Annotated in this window: 18 protein-coding genes and 1 riboswitch; all 18 genes read left to right on the forward strand. The window is 45.7% G+C overall.

Annotated elements, in window-relative coordinates:
• The first annotated feature begins 144 nt into the window (after nucleotides 1-144).
• The 18 genes from ACXQIQ_RS01505 to lysA all read left to right on the forward strand — a co-directional run bounded on the left by ACXQIQ_RS01505 (nucleotide 145) and on the right by lysA (nucleotide 15713).
• Entirely contained in the window at nucleotides 145-375 is a 231-nt protein-coding gene (locus ACXQIQ_RS01505) for a YqzK family protein (RefSeq protein WP_439300486.1), read from the forward strand.
• 14 nt (nucleotides 376-389) lie between these two features.
• Nucleotides 390-1280 carry a site-specific tyrosine recombinase XerD gene (gene xerD, locus ACXQIQ_RS01510; protein WP_439300485.1) on the forward strand — a complete coding sequence of 297 codons (891 nt, stop codon included), beginning with the start codon at nucleotides 390-392 and terminating at the stop codon, nucleotides 1278-1280.
• 233 nt (nucleotides 1281-1513) lie between these two features.
• Nucleotides 1514-2698 carry a phosphopentomutase gene (deoB, locus tag ACXQIQ_RS01515; RefSeq protein ID WP_439300484.1) on the forward strand — a complete coding sequence of 395 codons (1185 nt, stop codon included), beginning with the start codon at nucleotides 1514-1516 and terminating at the stop codon, nucleotides 2696-2698.
• Between the two features lie 10 nt (nucleotides 2699-2708).
• Nucleotides 2709-3527, forward strand: coding sequence for a purine-nucleoside phosphorylase (locus ACXQIQ_RS01520; protein ID WP_439300483.1), 819 nt, complete (start codon nucleotides 2709-2711; stop codon nucleotides 3525-3527).
• Nucleotides 3528-3543: 16 nt separating this feature from the next.
• Entirely contained in the window at nucleotides 3544-4365 is an 822-nt protein-coding gene (locus ACXQIQ_RS01525) for a purine-nucleoside phosphorylase (protein WP_439300482.1), read from the forward strand.
• 18 nt (nucleotides 4366-4383) lie between these two features.
• Entirely contained in the window at nucleotides 4384-5685 is a 1302-nt protein-coding gene (locus ACXQIQ_RS01530; protein WP_439300481.1) for a pyrimidine-nucleoside phosphorylase, read from the forward strand.
• A gap of 297 nt (nucleotides 5686-5982) precedes the next feature.
• Nucleotides 5983-7155 carry a D-alanyl-D-alanine carboxypeptidase family protein gene (locus ACXQIQ_RS01535; protein WP_439300480.1) on the forward strand — a complete coding sequence of 391 codons (1173 nt, stop codon included), beginning with the start codon at nucleotides 5983-5985 and terminating at the stop codon, nucleotides 7153-7155.
• 101 nt (nucleotides 7156-7256) lie between these two features.
• Nucleotides 7257-7607 carry an anti-sigma F factor antagonist gene (gene spoIIAA / locus ACXQIQ_RS01540; protein ID WP_439300479.1) on the forward strand — a complete coding sequence of 117 codons (351 nt, stop codon included), beginning with the start codon at nucleotides 7257-7259 and terminating at the stop codon, nucleotides 7605-7607.
• The gene (gene spoIIAB / locus ACXQIQ_RS01545; protein WP_439300478.1) at nucleotides 7607-8047 is read left to right on the forward strand and encodes an anti-sigma F factor; all 441 of its coding nucleotides are present in this window, start codon (nucleotides 7607-7609) and stop codon (nucleotides 8045-8047) included. Before spoIIAA ends, spoIIAB begins: the two co-directional genes overlap by 1 nt.
• A 13-nt stretch (nucleotides 8048-8060) precedes the next feature.
• Entirely contained in the window at nucleotides 8061-8819 is a 759-nt protein-coding gene (sigF, locus tag ACXQIQ_RS01550; RefSeq protein WP_439300477.1) for an RNA polymerase sporulation sigma factor SigF, read from the forward strand.
• Nucleotides 8820-9074: 255 nt separating this feature from the next.
• On the forward strand, nucleotides 9075-9707 hold the full coding sequence (locus ACXQIQ_RS01555) for a stage V sporulation protein AA (RefSeq protein ID WP_439300476.1): 633 nt from the start codon (nucleotides 9075-9077) through the stop codon (nucleotides 9705-9707).
• Entirely contained in the window at nucleotides 9688-10110 is a 423-nt protein-coding gene (locus ACXQIQ_RS01560; RefSeq protein ID WP_439300475.1) for a stage V sporulation protein AB, read from the forward strand. The genes ACXQIQ_RS01555 and ACXQIQ_RS01560 overlap by 20 nt, the downstream gene beginning before the upstream one ends.
• A gap of 51 nt (nucleotides 10111-10161) precedes the next feature.
• Nucleotides 10162-10611, forward strand: a complete 450-nt coding sequence (gene spoVAC / locus ACXQIQ_RS01565) for a stage V sporulation protein AC (protein ID WP_439301958.1) — start codon at nucleotides 10162-10164, stop codon at nucleotides 10609-10611.
• Between the two features lie 21 nt (nucleotides 10612-10632).
• Entirely contained in the window at nucleotides 10633-11655 is a 1023-nt protein-coding gene (gene spoVAD, locus ACXQIQ_RS01570; RefSeq protein ID WP_439300474.1) for a stage V sporulation protein AD, read from the forward strand.
• Nucleotides 11655-12005 (forward strand): stage V sporulation protein AE, encoded by a 351-nt coding sequence (spoVAE, locus tag ACXQIQ_RS01575; RefSeq protein ID WP_439300473.1) that lies wholly within the window; start codon nucleotides 11655-11657, stop codon nucleotides 12003-12005. The genes spoVAD and spoVAE overlap by 1 nt, the downstream gene beginning before the upstream one ends.
• A 6-nt stretch (nucleotides 12006-12011) precedes the next feature.
• Nucleotides 12012-12617, forward strand: coding sequence for a stage V sporulation protein AE (locus ACXQIQ_RS01580; RefSeq protein ID WP_439300472.1), 606 nt, complete (start codon nucleotides 12012-12014; stop codon nucleotides 12615-12617).
• Nucleotides 12568-14049 (forward strand): spore germination protein, encoded by a 1482-nt coding sequence (locus tag ACXQIQ_RS01585; protein WP_439300471.1) that lies wholly within the window; start codon nucleotides 12568-12570, stop codon nucleotides 14047-14049. Before ACXQIQ_RS01580 ends, ACXQIQ_RS01585 begins: the two co-directional genes overlap by 50 nt.
• Nucleotides 14050-14106: 57 nt before the next feature.
• Nucleotides 14107-14279, forward strand: a riboswitch (Lysine riboswitch).
• Between the two features lie 108 nt (nucleotides 14280-14387).
• Nucleotides 14388-15713, forward strand: a complete 1326-nt coding sequence (lysA, locus tag ACXQIQ_RS01590) for a diaminopimelate decarboxylase (protein WP_439300470.1) — start codon at nucleotides 14388-14390, stop codon at nucleotides 15711-15713.
• Nucleotides 15714-15753: the final 40 nt, after the last annotated feature.

Genomic DNA, 15753 nt, shown 5'->3' on the forward strand with positions numbered 1-15753 from the left:
ATTGAGGAAGTGACTGTAAAGAATCAACAACTATCAGATCCCATAAATTTTGCTAATCTTTCTTAACGATATCCCGGTTTACAAGTATATTCTTTCGAAAGACAGGCATATCCTGTAGAAAGGACAAACTGGGAGGCTTTCGTTATGTTGTCTATGATTCGGTTGATGTGGAACACGATGAAAGTGTTCTTCACATTCATTTGTTTTACACTGCTGTTTTATTACGGACTTTTATGGTTAAATGAAGAGTATCAGAACTTTCACCGTTATGACGAGCCTGAAGGGCGTGCTGTGAAAGTATTCGAAGCCTATTATGAGAAAGAAGAAATGAACTGGGTCGACCGTTTGAAGTTGTTTTATGATATTGGGGAATAAGGAGCGGTTGCTTCATGCTAGACGAAGTGAAGGATTATTTGCATTACCTCACAGTTGAAAGAGGTCTCGCAGCCAATACGCTGCAATCATACGAACGTGATCTGAAGAAATACACCACACACTTACAAAAAGAATTGAACCATACGAATTATAATACGATTACTCGTAACGACATCATGAATTTTTTATATCATTTGAAGGATTCTGGAATGGCGACAACGACGATTGCAAGAACAATTGCATCCATTCGTTCTTTCCATCAATTCCTGATCCGTGAAAAGGTCACCGATCAAGATCCTTCTGTACATATTGAAACACCTAAAACGGAAAGACGCCTACCGAAGATTCTTTCATCAGCAGAAGTGGAAAACTTGATGGAAGCGCCAGAAGGGAACACTCCTTTCGGATTAAGAGACCGTGCCATGATTGAGTTGTTGTATGCAACAGGTATCCGGGTATCGGAAATGATTCAGCTGAACGTGTCGGATGCGCATTTGACGATGGGATTCATCCAATGCACAGGAAAAGGGAACAAAGAGCGGATCATCCCGGTGGGGCGTATGGCTAGTCAAGCATTAACCACTTATATAACAGAAGCACGGGGCAAGCTATTGAAGAAGAAATCGAATGATGCTTTATTCTTGAATCATCACGGAAATCGTTTGACCCGACAAGGTTTCTGGAAGATTTTAAAGAAGCTTGCTCGTCAAGCGAATATCGAAAAAGAGCTGACACCACATACATTACGGCATTCATTCGCGACGCATTTGCTCGAAAATGGTGCGGATCTTCGTGCGGTCCAGGAATTGCTTGGGCATGTGGACATATCGACGACACAGATCTATACACATGTGACGAAAACCCGGCTGAAAGATGTCTATTCCACGTATCATCCAAGAGCCTGAACAAACAATATTTTACATTGATAGAATAGGAATGTAAGCCCTTATATAAAATTACGTGCGAATTGAAAGAAAAGATGATACACTCAAAAAAGTGCCTTCGTTTAGAACAATGAATGAAGGGCACTTTTAAATAAGATAAGAGGTCAGACTTCTGACCTTTACAAACTGTTGTTTGATAGACCGTTTCGCTGGAAATGGTATTAAATAGTGTGAAAATAGGGAGGAGACTTACTATGACGGATCCTAAATTCAAACGAGTATTCCTGATAGTCATGGACTCTGTTGGAATTGGAGAAGCACCAGATGCAGAACATTTCAATGATGTCGGTGCGGACACGCTTGGTCATATCGCAGAAAAAATGAATGGCTTGAACATGCCGAACATGGGACGCCTTGGATTGAGCAACATCCGAGAAATTCAAGGAATCGAGAAAGCAGATCAACCGATGGCTCATTTCGGTAAGATGGAAGAGGCGTCTAATGGAAAAGATACGATGACAGGCCACTGGGAAATCATGGGCCTTCATATTGAAAAGCCTTTTAAAACATTCCCTGATGGTTTTCCGGATGAACTGATTCAAGAGCTCGAAGAAAAGAGTGGCCGAAAGATCATCGGAAACAAACCTGCTTCCGGTACTGCTATTATTGAAGAACTTGGCGAAGAGCATATGAAAACAGGTGCTTTGATCGTATATACATCAGCGGATTCTGTACTTCAGATTGCTGCACATGAGGACATCGTTCCAATTGAGGAGCAATATGAAATTTGTAAAATGGCTCGAGAATTGACTTTGGATGAAAAGTATATGGTCGGTCGTATCATCGCACGTCCATTCATCGGAAAACCAGGTGAGTTCGAGCGTACATCCAACCGTCATGACTATGCATTGAAACCGTTCGGTCGTACCGTCATGAATGAGTTGAAAGATGAGAATTACGATGTGATCGCAATCGGTAAGATTTCCGATATTTATGATGGAGAAGGGGTAACAGATGCGATCCGTACGAAATCCAATATGGATGGAATGGATCAGATCGTCAAAACAGCTGAACGTGATTTCACTGGCATCAGCTTCTTAAACCTTGTCGATTTTGATGCGAAGTTCGGACACCGTCGTGACCCGATCGGTTATGGAGAAGCATTGGAAGAGTACGATGAGCGACTCCCTGAACTGTTGGATAAAATGAAAGAAGACGATTTGTTGTTGATTACGGCAGACCACGGAAATGACCCGATCCATCATGGCACGGATCATACGAGAGAGTATGTCCCACTACTTGCTTACCATAAAGGTATTGAGGTTGGTCAACAGCTACCGACAAGCAAGACATTTGCCGATATTGGTGCAACGATCGCGGATAACTTCAACATCAAATTACCTGAGCACGGAAAAAGCATTCTAGAAAAATTGTCGTAGGAGGAGAACCATGACACAAATTGAATCCATACAACAAGCTGCACAATACATTACTGGTAAAATCGATGCTAAGCCGACAATCGGTCTGATTCTTGGATCAGGCCTTGGCGTGTTGGCGGACAAAATCGAAAATCCAGTTTCTTTCCCTTATTCTGATATTCCGAATTTCCCTGTTTCCACAGTAGAAGGGCATGCTGGCGAACTCGTCGTTGGTACGATTTCTGGTAAAACAGTCGTCGCGATGAAAGGACGCTTCCACTATTACGAAGGTTACTCCATGCAAAAAGTCACGTTCCCTGTTCGTGTCATGAAAGAAATCGGAGTGGAGCAGCTGCTTGTAACGAACGCTGCTGGAGGAATCAATGAAAACTTTGATGCTGGTGACTTGATGCTGATCACGGACCACATCAACAACACAGGAGACAACCCGCTTATTGGACCGAATGACAATAAACTAGGTGTCCGTTTCCCTGATATGTCTGATGCCTATTCTGAGCGCTTGCAAGGCATTGCGAAGCAAATTGCCAAGGATCTTGGGGTGAAAATGCAAGAGGGTGTCTACATCGCGAACTCTGGTCCTTCTTATGAAACACCAGCAGAAGTCAGAATGCTTCGTATCATGGGTGGAGACGCAGTCGGAATGTCTACTGTACCTGAAGTCATCATCGCTCGTCATAGCGGAATGGAAGTCCTCGGTATTTCTTGTATTTCCAACATGGCTGCAGGAATCCTTGATCAACCATTAACGCACGATGAAGTCATCGAAACGACGGAAAAAGTAAAATCCAACTTCATGGATCTTGTCCAACAAGTTGTCAAAAGCATGTAAGTAGAGGGGGATATACATGTCAAACCTAATGGAACAAGTGAAAGAGTCAGTAGGTAAAATCAAAACCTTCACAGAGCAGCAACCGACGATCGGTTTGATTTTAGGATCTGGTCTAGGTGATTTTGCAGACGAAATCGAAAATGCCACTTCCATCGACTATGCGGATATCCCACATTTCCCAGTATCAACAGTAGAAGGTCATGCTGGGAAATTGGTCGTCGGTGAAATGAGTGGCAAGACGGTCGTTGCGATGCAAGGCCGCTTCCATTTTTACGAAGGGTACTCCATGCAGGAGGTTACGTTCCCGGTCCGTGTCATGAAAGGATTAGGTGTGGAGCAGATCATCGTCACAAATGCATGTGGCGGAATGAACCCTGATTTTAAAGCAGGAGATTTGATGATCATTGAGGACCACTTGAATTTGACGGGGGCGAACCCGTTGATCGGACCGAACGACAAGGAGCTTGGACCGCGTTTCCCTGATATGAGTACAGCGTACACACCTGAACTCATCGAGTTGGTTGAAAATGTAGGGAAAGAACACGGTATCAACCTTCAAAAAGGGGTATATGCTTCTATAAGTGGACCAACGTATATGACGCGTGCTGAGTTGAAGATGCTCCGCACACTTGGGGCAGATACAGTCGGAATGTCCACGGTTCCAGAAGTGATTGTCGCTCGTCATATGGACATGAAAACAATTGGAATTTCATGTATCACGGATATGGCGATCGCTGAAGAACTCGAACCGTTGACGCACGAACAAGTCGTCGAGGTTGCGAACCGCACGAAACCGACGTTCAAGCAATTATTACGTTCAATTATTGAAAAAGTTTAAAACAAGGAATGATTTCGCATGAGAATGGTAGATTTAATCGAGAAAAAACGTAATGGTCAAGAGCTCTCGAAAGAAGAGATTGACTTTATCATTGAAGGATATACAGAAGGTGACATCCCGGACTATCAAATGTCTGCACTAGCTATGGCGATCTATTTTACGGATATGACGGAAGAAGAACGCGCAAACTTCACAATGGCGATGGTCGAGTCTGGCGATCAAATCGACCTATCTGCGATTGAAGGCATCAAAGTCGATAAGCACTCCACAGGTGGTGTCGGTGACACGACGACGCTTGTACTTGCACCATTGGTTGCAGCGCTCGACGTTCCAGTTGCGAAAATGTCAGGGCGTGGACTTGGTCACACAGGTGGAACGATCGACAAGTTGGAAGCTGTCCCTGGTTTCCACGTTGAGCTAGAGAAAGACGAATTCGTCGACCTCGTCAACAAGAACAAGATCGCTGTCATCGGACAGAGCGGTAACTTGACTCCTGCAGACAAGAAATTGTACGGTCTGCGTGACGTTACAGGTACAGTCAATTCGATCCCATTGATCGCAAGCTCAATTATGAGTAAAAAAATCGCAGCAGGTGCTGATGCAATCGTGCTTGACGTCAAAACAGGCGCAGGCGCATTCATGACGGAAGTTGAGCAAGCGGAAGAACTTGCAAACGCGATGGTCAAGATCGGAAACAATGTCGGTCGTAACACGATGGCAGTCATTTCTGACATGAGCCAGCCGCTCGGGTTCGCAATCGGTAATGCGTTAGAGGTAAAAGAAGCAGCGGATACGTTGCGCGGTAAAGGACCGAAAGACCTTGAAGAGCTTTGTCTCACGCTAGGTTCATTCATGGTGGTCCTTGCAGGAAAAGCGGAAACGAAAGAAGAAGCACGCGAGATGTTGATTGAAGTTATGGAAAATGGCAAAGCGATCGAAGTGTTCAAAACATTCTTGGCGGCACAAGGCGGAGATGCTTCTGTCATCGACGATCCGAGCAAAATGCCACAAGCTCAATACCAAGTTGCGTTTGAAGCAGACCAAGACGGATACGTTTCTGAAATCGTTGCGAACGAAGTCGGAACGGCCGCAATGTGGTTAGGTGCTGGTCGTGCGACGAAGGAATCTGAAATCGACCTCGCTGTAGGAATCGTCCTTCACAAGAAGGTTGGAGAAGAAGTGAAGAAAGGCGAAGCACTCGCTACCATTCACAGCAACCAGGAGAACGTAGACGATGTATTGAAGAAGCTGCGTGAATCCTACACGATCTCAGCTGAAAAAGTGGATGCACCACCACTTGTCTATAAAGAAATTATGTAAACTTTAGTTGGGAACTGCCCTTGAGCGAATGCTCGGGGGCAGTTTTTTTATGGCGTGTGGCGTGGTACAAAAGGCCTGATTTCTAAAACAGGTCGCTGTTTTTCTAAAACCGACGTGCAAAATTCTAAGACCCCATGTGATTTTTCTAAAATGAGCGCGCAAATTTCTAAAACCCACCCTCATTTTTCCAAGACCACCTCTCAACTCCCCCACAAAAACCAACCGAAACCCACTCGTTAAGTATAAACTCTCCAAAATTGGAAAATATAAGAATAATAAGAATGGAGGGATTATGCCATGAAACGTATTTTTTCTAGTATTCTGGCGGTTATGATCGCTTTTTCAGTCGTATCACCGACCGCTTTTGCAAACGAAGACCATGTTACTGTGAATTCTCTTGCGAATAATGCATCTTCTGCCATCCTGATTGAAAGGGATACGGGCAGTGTTCTATTTGATAAAAATGCTGATGAGAAGCTTCCTCCAGCAAGCATGACCAAAGTCATGACGATGATTCTCGTGATGGAAGCCCTTCATAAAGGCAAAATCAACATGAAAGACAAAGTGCGTACAAGTGAATACGCTGCTTCCATGGGAGGTTCTCAAATTTTCCTGGAGGCTGGTGAAGAAATGACGGTTGAGGAGATGCTCAAAGGGATTGCGTTAGCTTCAGGAAACGACGCATCCGTTGCCCTTGGGGAGCATATCGCCGGAACGAACGATGCGTTCGTGAAACTGATGAACGAAAAGGCGAAGGAACTCGGCCTGAAAAATACAAACTTCGAAAATGCGACAGGTCTACCAGGCAAAGAGCACTACAGTACTGCCAGGGACATGGCGCTTATGGCGAAGGAACTGTTGAAGTACGAGCAGATTACGAAGTATACCGGTAAATACGAAGATTACTTACGTGAAAACACCGAGAAAAAGTTCTGGCTCGTGAACACGAACAAGCTTGTCAAATTCTACCCTGGAGTCGATGGGCTCAAAACAGGTTACACGTCTGAAGCAAAATATTGTCTGACAGCTACTGCTAAGAAAAACGGCATGCGTGTCATCGCGGTCGTCATGGGTGCTCCGACAACGAAAGAGCGGAATGCGCAAGTGACGCAAATGCTGGACTATGCATTTGCCAATTACGAAACGCAAAAGCTTTACGATCGTCATCAGATGATTGAGAAAGTAGAAGTGCAAAAAGGTGCTTCGAAAACCGTCCAAATGCAGACTTCAGAGCCGATCTCCATTTTGATGAAAAAGGGAGAGAAGAAACTGAAGTTGAAGACGGAAATCAAAATCAAGAAGAGTCTTAACATGCCGATTGAGAAAGGCGATCGTCTCGGAACACTCGTTGTGAAAAACAACGGCAAAACCGTGACGGAATCAGCACTCGTCGCATCTGAAAACGTTCCATCAGCCAACTGGTGGGGACTATTCAAGCGAACCGTCGGCAAGTTCTCACAAACACCATAGAGTATTTTTTTATCGATTCGACACTAGTTTTGTCATCGTGAAAGGATTCAACTATTGCGGTATAGAATTGACTCACTACCCAGAAGAAGGAGGAGAGGTAAGTGAGTCTCAGCGTAAAACTTGAAGTGAAAGACCGTGTACTTTGTATCCGATTATCCGGTGATTTAGACCACCATACAGCGGCACAGTTAAGAGAAGAAGTCGATCAGACCATCCAAGAAAATCAGATTCATGACATCGTTTTGAATTTGGAAGCCTTGTCTTTTATGGATAGCTCGGGATTAGGTGTAATCCTCGGCCGTTATAAATTGATTAAAAGCCAAGGTGGAGAAATGGTTGTATGTTCGATCTCCCCTTCTGTAAAAAGACTGTTCGAAATGTCAGGCTTGTTCAAGATCATTCGTCTTGAGGACAGTGAACAAAAAGCACTGAACACGCTGGGGGTGGCATAATGAAAAATGTAATGAAAATGGAGTTCTCTGCGAAAAGTGAAAACGAGTCCTTTGCACGCGTAACCGTTGCTGCGTTCATCGCGCAGCTCGATCCGACAGTCGATGAATTGACGGAAATCAAGACCGTCGTTTCAGAAGCAGTCACGAATGCGATCATTCACGGCTATGAAAACAAAGAAGATGGCATGGTGCACATCGAATGTCGTTTGGAAGATGGTTGTGTGGAAGTCGTCATCCGTGATGAGGGTATGGGCATCGACAACCTGGACGAAGCTCGGCAGCCTTTATTCACGACGAAGCCTGAATTGGAACGTTCTGGAATGGGCTTCACGATCATGGAGAACTTCATGGATCAAATTGAGATTGAAACAGAAAAATCCTTCGGCACCACGATCCGCTTGAAAAAGTACTTATCAAATCATAAAGCGCTTTGTAATTAAGGGAGCTAAGCCTATGGATTTGGACGTCAAACAAGATAAAAAGACCACGTACCTGAATGACAAGGAAATGAAAGAATTGATTCAACGTAGTCAAGATGGTGATCAGACGGCACGCGATACGATTGTCGAGAAGAACATGCGACTTGTCTGGTCCGTTGTACAACGTTTTTTGAACAGAGGGTACGAACCGGATGACCTTTTCCAAATCGGAAGTATTGGTCTGCTCAAATCTGTCGATAAATTCGATCTTAGTTATGACGTAAAATTCTCAACCTATGCGGTACCGATGATCATTGGAGAGATCCAACGGTTCATAAGGGATGATGGCACGGTAAAAGTAAGCCGTTCCTTGAAGGAGCTCGGCAATAAAGTCCGGAAAATGAAAGACGAATTATCCAAAGATCTCGGAAGGAACCCGACGATCAATGAGATCGCCACGAAACTCGAAATCAGTCCAGAAGACGTCGTGATGGCGCAAGAAGCTGTAAGGGCACCTTCCTCCATTCATGAGACGGTTTATGAAAATGATGGCGATCCGATCACCTTGCTCGATCAGATTTCGGATCAAGAAGAAACGAAGTGGTTCGATCAGATTGCGTTGAGGGAAGCCATACAGACGCTCAATGAACGTGAGCGGCTGATCGTCTACCTCAGGTATTTCAAGGATCAAACCCAGTCGGAAGTCGCGACAAGGCTTGGCATCTCACAAGTCCAAGTTTCGCGGCTCGAAAAGAAAATACTTCAGGAAATGAAAACCCAGATGGACGAATGACTCGTCGCATCTGGGTTTTTTACGTTAAATGATACCTAACCTCGGTCAAACTGAGCTATCATTTTTCATTTTTTATGGGAAATGCCGAAATCTGATTTATATTCCACAAAGATCCTACATCCATGTATCCTTTCCACTCCATTTCACCCCATTTTTTGCAAATAGGTAATTGTTGGAGAACCTGAGTGGACAGAATGATACAGGTTTGGAAGAAACATACTACACATAAACGAATTGGCATAAGGGGGACTTACTATGGATGCTGAAGCGGTGTATCTACGTATGCGACATAAGCTGCATGTTTCTCCAAATCAAACCGTACGTATCAAGGACCTTGCCCAACTCGTAGGACCTGACTCGGTCATTGAAAAGATCGGTCAGATCATCGTGCACAAAATCACGATCCATGACAAGAACATCGTCATCATCGACCTTATGAAAGTTCTGAAAGCGATACGAGATGAGTATCAAGGCATCGACATCCAAACGATCGGAACCGCGCAAACGATCATCGAAGTACAGTATAAAAAACCTAAAATGACAGGTATGTACTTTATCATCGTTTGGCTCCTCCTATTCATAGGTGCGGCTCTTGCCATCATGAACTTCCATGAGGATGTCAGTATGCAGGAAGTACATCAGAAAATCTATTACATCGTGACAGGTCGGGAGAACGATTATCCTTTACTGCTTCAGATTCCTTATTCACTAGGACTGGGGCTTGGGATGGTGTTGTTTTTCAACCATATTTTCAAGAAACGCTTCAATGAGGAGCCTAGTCCACTTGATGTAGAGATGTTCAACTATCAACAGGATCTCGATCAGTACGTCGTCATGAACGAAAATAGTGAGAATGAGAAGAAGACCCATGACAATCAAAATACTTAGCGTCATGTTGATCGGATTAGGTGGAGGATTGGCCGTCGGTGCCGGTTTTGTCGCGGTACTTACCGTGTTCGGTATCCTTCCTAGGCTTATGCAGATTTCCAAAACACATGCACGCATCAGAAGCTATGAATTAAGTGTCATACTTGGAGTCCTTTTTTCCAGTTGGTACGGACTTCGGGACATGACGATCACAAGCAGTCCATGGCTGCTCGTCCCGATCGGGCTTGCAAGCGGGACGTTCATCGGAATGCTGGCAGCTGCATTGACGGAAGTGTTGAATGTCCTGCCCATCCTCATGAAACGGGTCGGGTTCAAAGAGCAAGTGCTCATCCTTCTGATGGCTATTCTTTTTGGAAAAGTGTTCGGCTCGTTATTTCATTGGATATTCTTTGTCCATTTGTAGAAGTGGTGCTCATCCAAAACAAGGAGTGGAATTCAATTGGCTAAGAAAAAGCTGACACCTGAACAACAGGCATACAAAGAGAAAATCAAACCCTTGCAGCCGAAAACCCCTTATGTGCTGAATGCGTTCAAAGCGTTCATGGTCGGAGGTTTCATTTGCTTGATCGGACAAGGGATCTCCAACTTTTACATCATGTTTTTTAATTTTACCGAAAAAACAGCCGGCAATCCGACTGTTGCCACACTGATCTTGATCGCTTCGTTACTCACAGGTTTTGGTGTGTACGATAAAATCGGTCAGTTCGGCGGTGCAGGATCAATCGTGCCGGTTACAGGCTTTGCGAACGCGGTCACGAGTGCCGCACTCGAACACAAAAGCGAAGGGATCGTTCTCGGGGTTGCGACGAACCTGTTCAAATTGGCAGGAGCTGTCATCGTGTTCGGAGCGGTATCCGCCTATGTCATCGGTATGATCCGATATATTATCCAACAATTCCTATAAGTCTCAGGGGGACTGACAATCATGAAGTTAACTGGAAAGCAAACTTGGACTTTTTCGAAACCGTTATACATTACATCCTCAGCTGCTGTCGTCGGTCCAGAAGAAGCGGCAGGTCCTTTAGGGGATCAATATGATCTGTCGTTCGATGAACTCCATTGCGGTCAGGACAATTGGGAGCTCGCAGAACGTCATCTGATGGAACAGGCGATCAACATCTGTCTGGAAAAAGGAAGTAAACAAGCGTCCGATATCGATTTATTTTTGTCAGGTGATCTGATCAACCAGACGGTCATCGCGAACTATACGGCACGTCAAAATCAGATACCGTTCCTCGGTATGTTCGGGGCTTGTTCCACATCAATGGAAACGTTGGCTGTGGCATCTGCATTGATCGATGGCGAGTTTGCCAACAATGTGTTGACGGCGGTCAGTAGTCATAACGCGACAGCTGAACGGCAATTCCGGTACCCGACAGAATACGGTGGTCAGAAGCCGGACTCCGCGACCTACACGGTAACAGGAGCGGGGGCATCGATCGTCAGCACGACGCCATCCCCAATCAAAATCACCAGTGCCACAATCGGGCGGGTGATGGACTTAGGGATTAGTGATCCATTCGACATGGGTTCAGCGATGGCACCGGCGGCTGCAGATACGATCGCGACTCACTTGAAAGATACGGGACGTTCACCGGATTACTATGACATGATCGCAACAGGCGACCTTTCCGCTGTCGGGACACCGATTTTACTTGAACTGTTAAAGGAACAAAATTATGACCTCACTGCGAACCATCAAGACTGCGGACTGCTCGTCTATCGACCTGATCAGCCTGTCTTCGCAGGTGGTAGTGGGTGTGCCTGTTCAGCAGTTGTGACTTACGGTCACCTGTTGAAAGAGATGAAGGCCGGTAATCTGAAGCGGATTTTCGTCGTTGCGACAGGTGCGCTCATGAACCCGATCATGATTCAACAGAAGGAATCTATTCCGACTATTGCTCACGGTGTCGTATTAGAGGCTGTTTCAGGAGGTGGGAATCAATAATGGAATATCTTATCGCATTTGTCGTTGGTGGTCTGATCTGCTTGATCGGTCAATTGCTGCTCGATTTATTCAACATCACACCTGCCCATCTCACCTCTGGATTTGTCGTAGCTGGAGCCTGTCTCGATGGATTCGGATTATACGACAAGTTGATTGCATTCGCTGGAGCAGGGGCAACCGTTCCAATCACGAGTTTTGGACATTCGCTGCTTCATGGGGCGATGGCCGAATCGGAAGAACATGGATTCATCGGAATTGCAATGGGGATTTTCCAGCTCACCTCAGCTGGAATCTCCTCCGCGATCTTGTTCGGATTCATTGTCGCTGTGCTTTTCAAACCAAAAGGATGATCTGACATGAAAAAAAGAGTCATCATGATTACGGATGGAGACTTGTACGCTCTGAAGGCAGTCGAGCATGTGGCAAAGGAAATCGGAGGTCGCTGCATCTCCCAATCCTGGGGGAATCCTTCCAAGATGTCCGGCGAAGAACTCGTCTCCATGATTTTATCAACTCCATATGATCCCGTACTTGTCATGTTCGACGATTGCGGATACCGAGGCGAAGGTCCAGGAGAACGGGCGATGCGTGAGGTATGCAACCACCCGGACGTGGAAGTGCTTGGAGCGATTGCGGTGGCGTCCAAAACCCATCTAGCGGAATGGACCAAGGTGGACGTCAGCATCGATCGCTTTGGAGAACTTTCCGCTTATGGCGTTGATAAGAGCGGTCTTCCGGATATGGAATTCGGTCGATTGGACGGGGACACCGTTTATATCCTTGATGAACTCGATATACCCTTCATAGTCGGAGTCGGTGATATTGGAAAAATGGCGGGCATCGACCACGCTGAACGGGGCTCACCGATTACGCGACAAGCCATTGAACTCATCTTAGAAAGGAGTGGACAACATGAATCCGAAAAAGGAAAAGGAAACACCGATCAAAAAGAAAATCGCTGAAAATGAAGAGTTCTTGAAAGAAAAAATCGGCATAGGAAAGAGCTTCGACGTCGGTGTCCGGAAGATGAACATCCTGAACAAGGAAGTCCAGATCTACTATTGTACAGGTCTCTGTGACAGTGAATACATCATCATGCTGTTAAAAGAACTCCTTGTCATGAACGATGATTTCCGAACGAGCTCTAAAACGAAGGATATGATCAAAAACCACCTCGCCCATCAGCAGGTGTCGACTGCGAAAAACCTCGATGAAGTCATCGACCGGGTGCTTTCAGGGCTGATCGCGGTGCTCATTGACGGTCATGATGAAGGATTCATCGTCGATGTCCGTAGTTATCCCGGACGAACCCCACAGGAACCGGATGTTGAAAAGGTCGTCCGTGGTGCACGTGATGGGTATACAGAGAACATTGTTGAGAATACAGCCCTGACTCGTAGACGATTGAGGGATGAGCGTCTACGCAATGAAATCGTCCAGATCGGTGACCGATCGAAAACGGACGTATGTTTATCTTATTTGGAAGACGTAGCCGATCCTGGACTGATTGAAACGATCAAAAAAGAACTCGACAATATCCGGATCGACGGAATTCCGATGGCAGACAAAACGGTAGAAGAATTCATCGTCAATCAAGGCTGGAATCCATACCCACTCGTACGATACACCGAACGTCCTGATGTTGCGGCGACCCATTTGCTTGAAGGGCATGTGCTCATTTTCGTCGACACTTCTCCAAGTGTCATCATTACACCGACGACGTTTTTCCACCATGTGCAGCACGCAGAGGAATACCGACAAACACCGATGATCGGGGCTTTCTTGAGATGGATCCGTTTTGGAGGAATGCTGACCTCAGTGTTTCTGCTACCACTCTGGCTGTTGTTCGTCTTGAATGAAAACTTACTACCCGCGGGTCTCGATTTTATCGGTCCGACGAAGGAATCGAATATCCCAATTTATCTGCAGATCTTGTTCGCCGAACTCGGAATTGACGTGTTGAGGATGGCCGCTATCCATACGCCATCGGCCTTGTCGACCGCAATGGGCTTGATCGCGGCTGTGTTGATTGGCCAAATTGCGATCGATGTCGGATTGTTCGTATCTGAAGTCATCCTTTATGTTTCTTTAGCGGCTATCGGATCGTTCTCGACACCGAGTTATGAGCTGAGTGTCGCCAATAAGATCGTCCGGTTGATTCTGATTACGCTCGTACTCATATTCGGAGTACCAGGGTTCATGGTCGGTACGACATTAGTGATCATTTTACTGTGCAGCATCAAGAACTTGAACACACCTTATTTGTGGCCGTTCATACCATTCAATCCACAAGCATTGATGCAAGTACTTATCCGTGTGGCTGTACCGTTATCGAAAGTCCGTCCAAGTATCGTCCGTCCGCAAAATCAGAAAAAACAAGAAAATACAGGTTGATTCTGTCAGGGGCTTATGCTAAAGTTATTGATAATTTCATAATTGCCTCATTCAACGTAATGGGGTAGAGGCGCAAAACGAATGAGTAGTCGTTCCGAGCAGGGGTGCGAAGACGTACGATGAAAGGTCAATTTGCCGAAGCGAACAATGGACCTGACCATGTTTCGCTGGGTCGTTGCTGAATAAGTAACGGACTGTCACTACACATGTAGTGGAGAGCTATTCCGACTGATGAGGGTACGGACGAAACCAGTTTATGTACCTATACATGGACTGGTTTTTTGTATTTTTATCAGTTAAAAGAGCTCTCTCATAATCCGAGAGAGGGGAAATGAAAAATGGCATTCTTAGGAACAGGTTATATGAATCAAGCAGGGCACTTGGAAATTGGCGGTGTAGATACCATCGATCTGGCGAAGGAATTTGGAACACCTTTATTCGTATATGACGTAGCGAAAGTCCGGAAACAAGCGAGAGCCTTCCGCTCATCTTTCGAAGAAAATGGAGTTAAAGGCAAGGTGGCATATGCGAGTAAAGCTTTTTCAAGCATCGCAATGGTCCAATTGATGGAGGAGGAGAAGATCGACATCGAGGTCGTTTCTGGTGGGGAATTGTATACGGCACTTCAAGCAGGATTTCCGGCAGAAAAGATCCACTTTCATGGAAGCAATAAAGGTGTCGATGAACTGCGGATGGCGGTGGAAGAGAACGTCGGTTGCATCATCGTCGATAATTTTTACGAGTTGGACTGTCTGAAGGCGATTGGAGAACAGTTGAATCGAATCATTCCTGTCCAATTGAGGATTACCCCGGGAATCGAAGCCCATACCCATGAATATATCCTTACCGGACAAGAAGATTCGAAATTCGGTTTCGACGTCATAAGCCTTCAGGCGGAGCAAGCTTTACAGGAGGGATTGAATTCTCCTTACATCGCCGTGATGGGGATCCACTGTCATATCGGTTCCCAAATTTTCGAAGCGGACGGGTTCGTGATGGCCGTTCAGAAGGTGTTCGATCAGTTGGAAAGATGGTCAGAGTCGTTTGGCTTTGAAGCGCGCGTTGTCAATTTGGGTGGAGGGTTCGGTATCCCATACACGTCCGAGGATTCTGCGATTTCTATTGAAAAAATGGTTGGTGTCTTGATTCGTGAGGTGGAAAACCAGGTGGCTGCTCGAGGACTTTCGATGCCCGAAATCTGGATTGAACCAGGGCGTTCTCTTGTAGGTGAAGCGGGAACGACGCTCTACTCAATTGGTTCTGAAAAAAGAATCCCTGGCGTGCGAAATTATCTAGCGGTCGATGGAGGCATGACGGATAATCTTCGACCTGCCCTGTACCAGGCAAAATATGAAGCCGTCATCGCCAACCGTTTGATGCAGAAAAACGCTCAAGTCGTTTCAATTGCAGGGAAGTGTTGCGAATCTGGGGATATGCTTGCTCATGACATCGAGTTGCCGAAAACGTCTCAAGGGGACATTCTTGCGATGTTCTGTACGGGGGCATATGGATATTCGATGGCGAACAACTACAATCGCCTTCCGCGTCCGGCAGTTGTTTTTGTAGAAGAAGGGGATGTGCAGCTCGTCGTAGAACGGGAAACGTACCGGGATCTTGTCCATTTGGATCGACCTTTGAAAAAGGCCACTGTATCAAGCGTTTAGAACGATGATTGGAAGGCACTTACCTTTACTTCTCCTCCAA

This window comes from Pseudalkalibacillus sp. Hm43 (genome assembly GCF_054170705.1).

Excerpts from the sequence above, each read along its gene's own strand:
- ACXQIQ_RS01505 (WP_439300486.1), top strand. The coding sequence starts at position 145 with ATGTTGTCTATGATTCGGTTGATGTGGAACACGATGAAAGTGTTCTTC.
- xerD (WP_439300485.1), top strand. The coding sequence starts at position 390 with ATGCTAGACGAAGTGAAGGATTATTTGCATTACCTCACAGTTGAAAGA.
- deoB (WP_439300484.1), top strand. The coding sequence starts at position 1,514 with ATGACGGATCCTAAATTCAAACGAGTATTCCTGATAGTCATGGACTCT.
- ACXQIQ_RS01520 (WP_439300483.1), top strand. The coding sequence starts at position 2,709 with ATGACACAAATTGAATCCATACAACAAGCTGCACAATACATTACTGGT.
- ACXQIQ_RS01525 (WP_439300482.1), top strand. The coding sequence starts at position 3,544 with ATGTCAAACCTAATGGAACAAGTGAAAGAGTCAGTAGGTAAAATCAAA.
- ACXQIQ_RS01530 (WP_439300481.1), top strand. The coding sequence starts at position 4,384 with ATGAGAATGGTAGATTTAATCGAGAAAAAACGTAATGGTCAAGAGCTC.
- ACXQIQ_RS01535 (WP_439300480.1), top strand. The coding sequence starts at position 5,983 with ATGAAACGTATTTTTTCTAGTATTCTGGCGGTTATGATCGCTTTTTCA.
- spoIIAB (WP_439300478.1), top strand. The coding sequence starts at position 7,607 with ATGAAAAATGTAATGAAAATGGAGTTCTCTGCGAAAAGTGAAAACGAG.
- sigF (WP_439300477.1), top strand. The coding sequence starts at position 8,061 with ATGGATTTGGACGTCAAACAAGATAAAAAGACCACGTACCTGAATGAC.
- ACXQIQ_RS01555 (WP_439300476.1), top strand. The coding sequence starts at position 9,075 with ATGGATGCTGAAGCGGTGTATCTACGTATGCGACATAAGCTGCATGTT.
- ACXQIQ_RS01560 (WP_439300475.1), top strand. The coding sequence starts at position 9,688 with ATGACAATCAAAATACTTAGCGTCATGTTGATCGGATTAGGTGGAGGA.
- spoVAD (WP_439300474.1), top strand. The coding sequence starts at position 10,633 with ATGAAGTTAACTGGAAAGCAAACTTGGACTTTTTCGAAACCGTTATAC.
- spoVAE (WP_439300473.1), top strand. The coding sequence starts at position 11,655 with ATGGAATATCTTATCGCATTTGTCGTTGGTGGTCTGATCTGCTTGATC.
- ACXQIQ_RS01580 (WP_439300472.1), top strand. The coding sequence starts at position 12,012 with ATGAAAAAAAGAGTCATCATGATTACGGATGGAGACTTGTACGCTCTG.
- ACXQIQ_RS01585 (WP_439300471.1), top strand. The coding sequence starts at position 12,568 with ATGAATCCGAAAAAGGAAAAGGAAACACCGATCAAAAAGAAAATCGCT.
- lysA (WP_439300470.1), top strand. The coding sequence starts at position 14,388 with ATGGCATTCTTAGGAACAGGTTATATGAATCAAGCAGGGCACTTGGAA.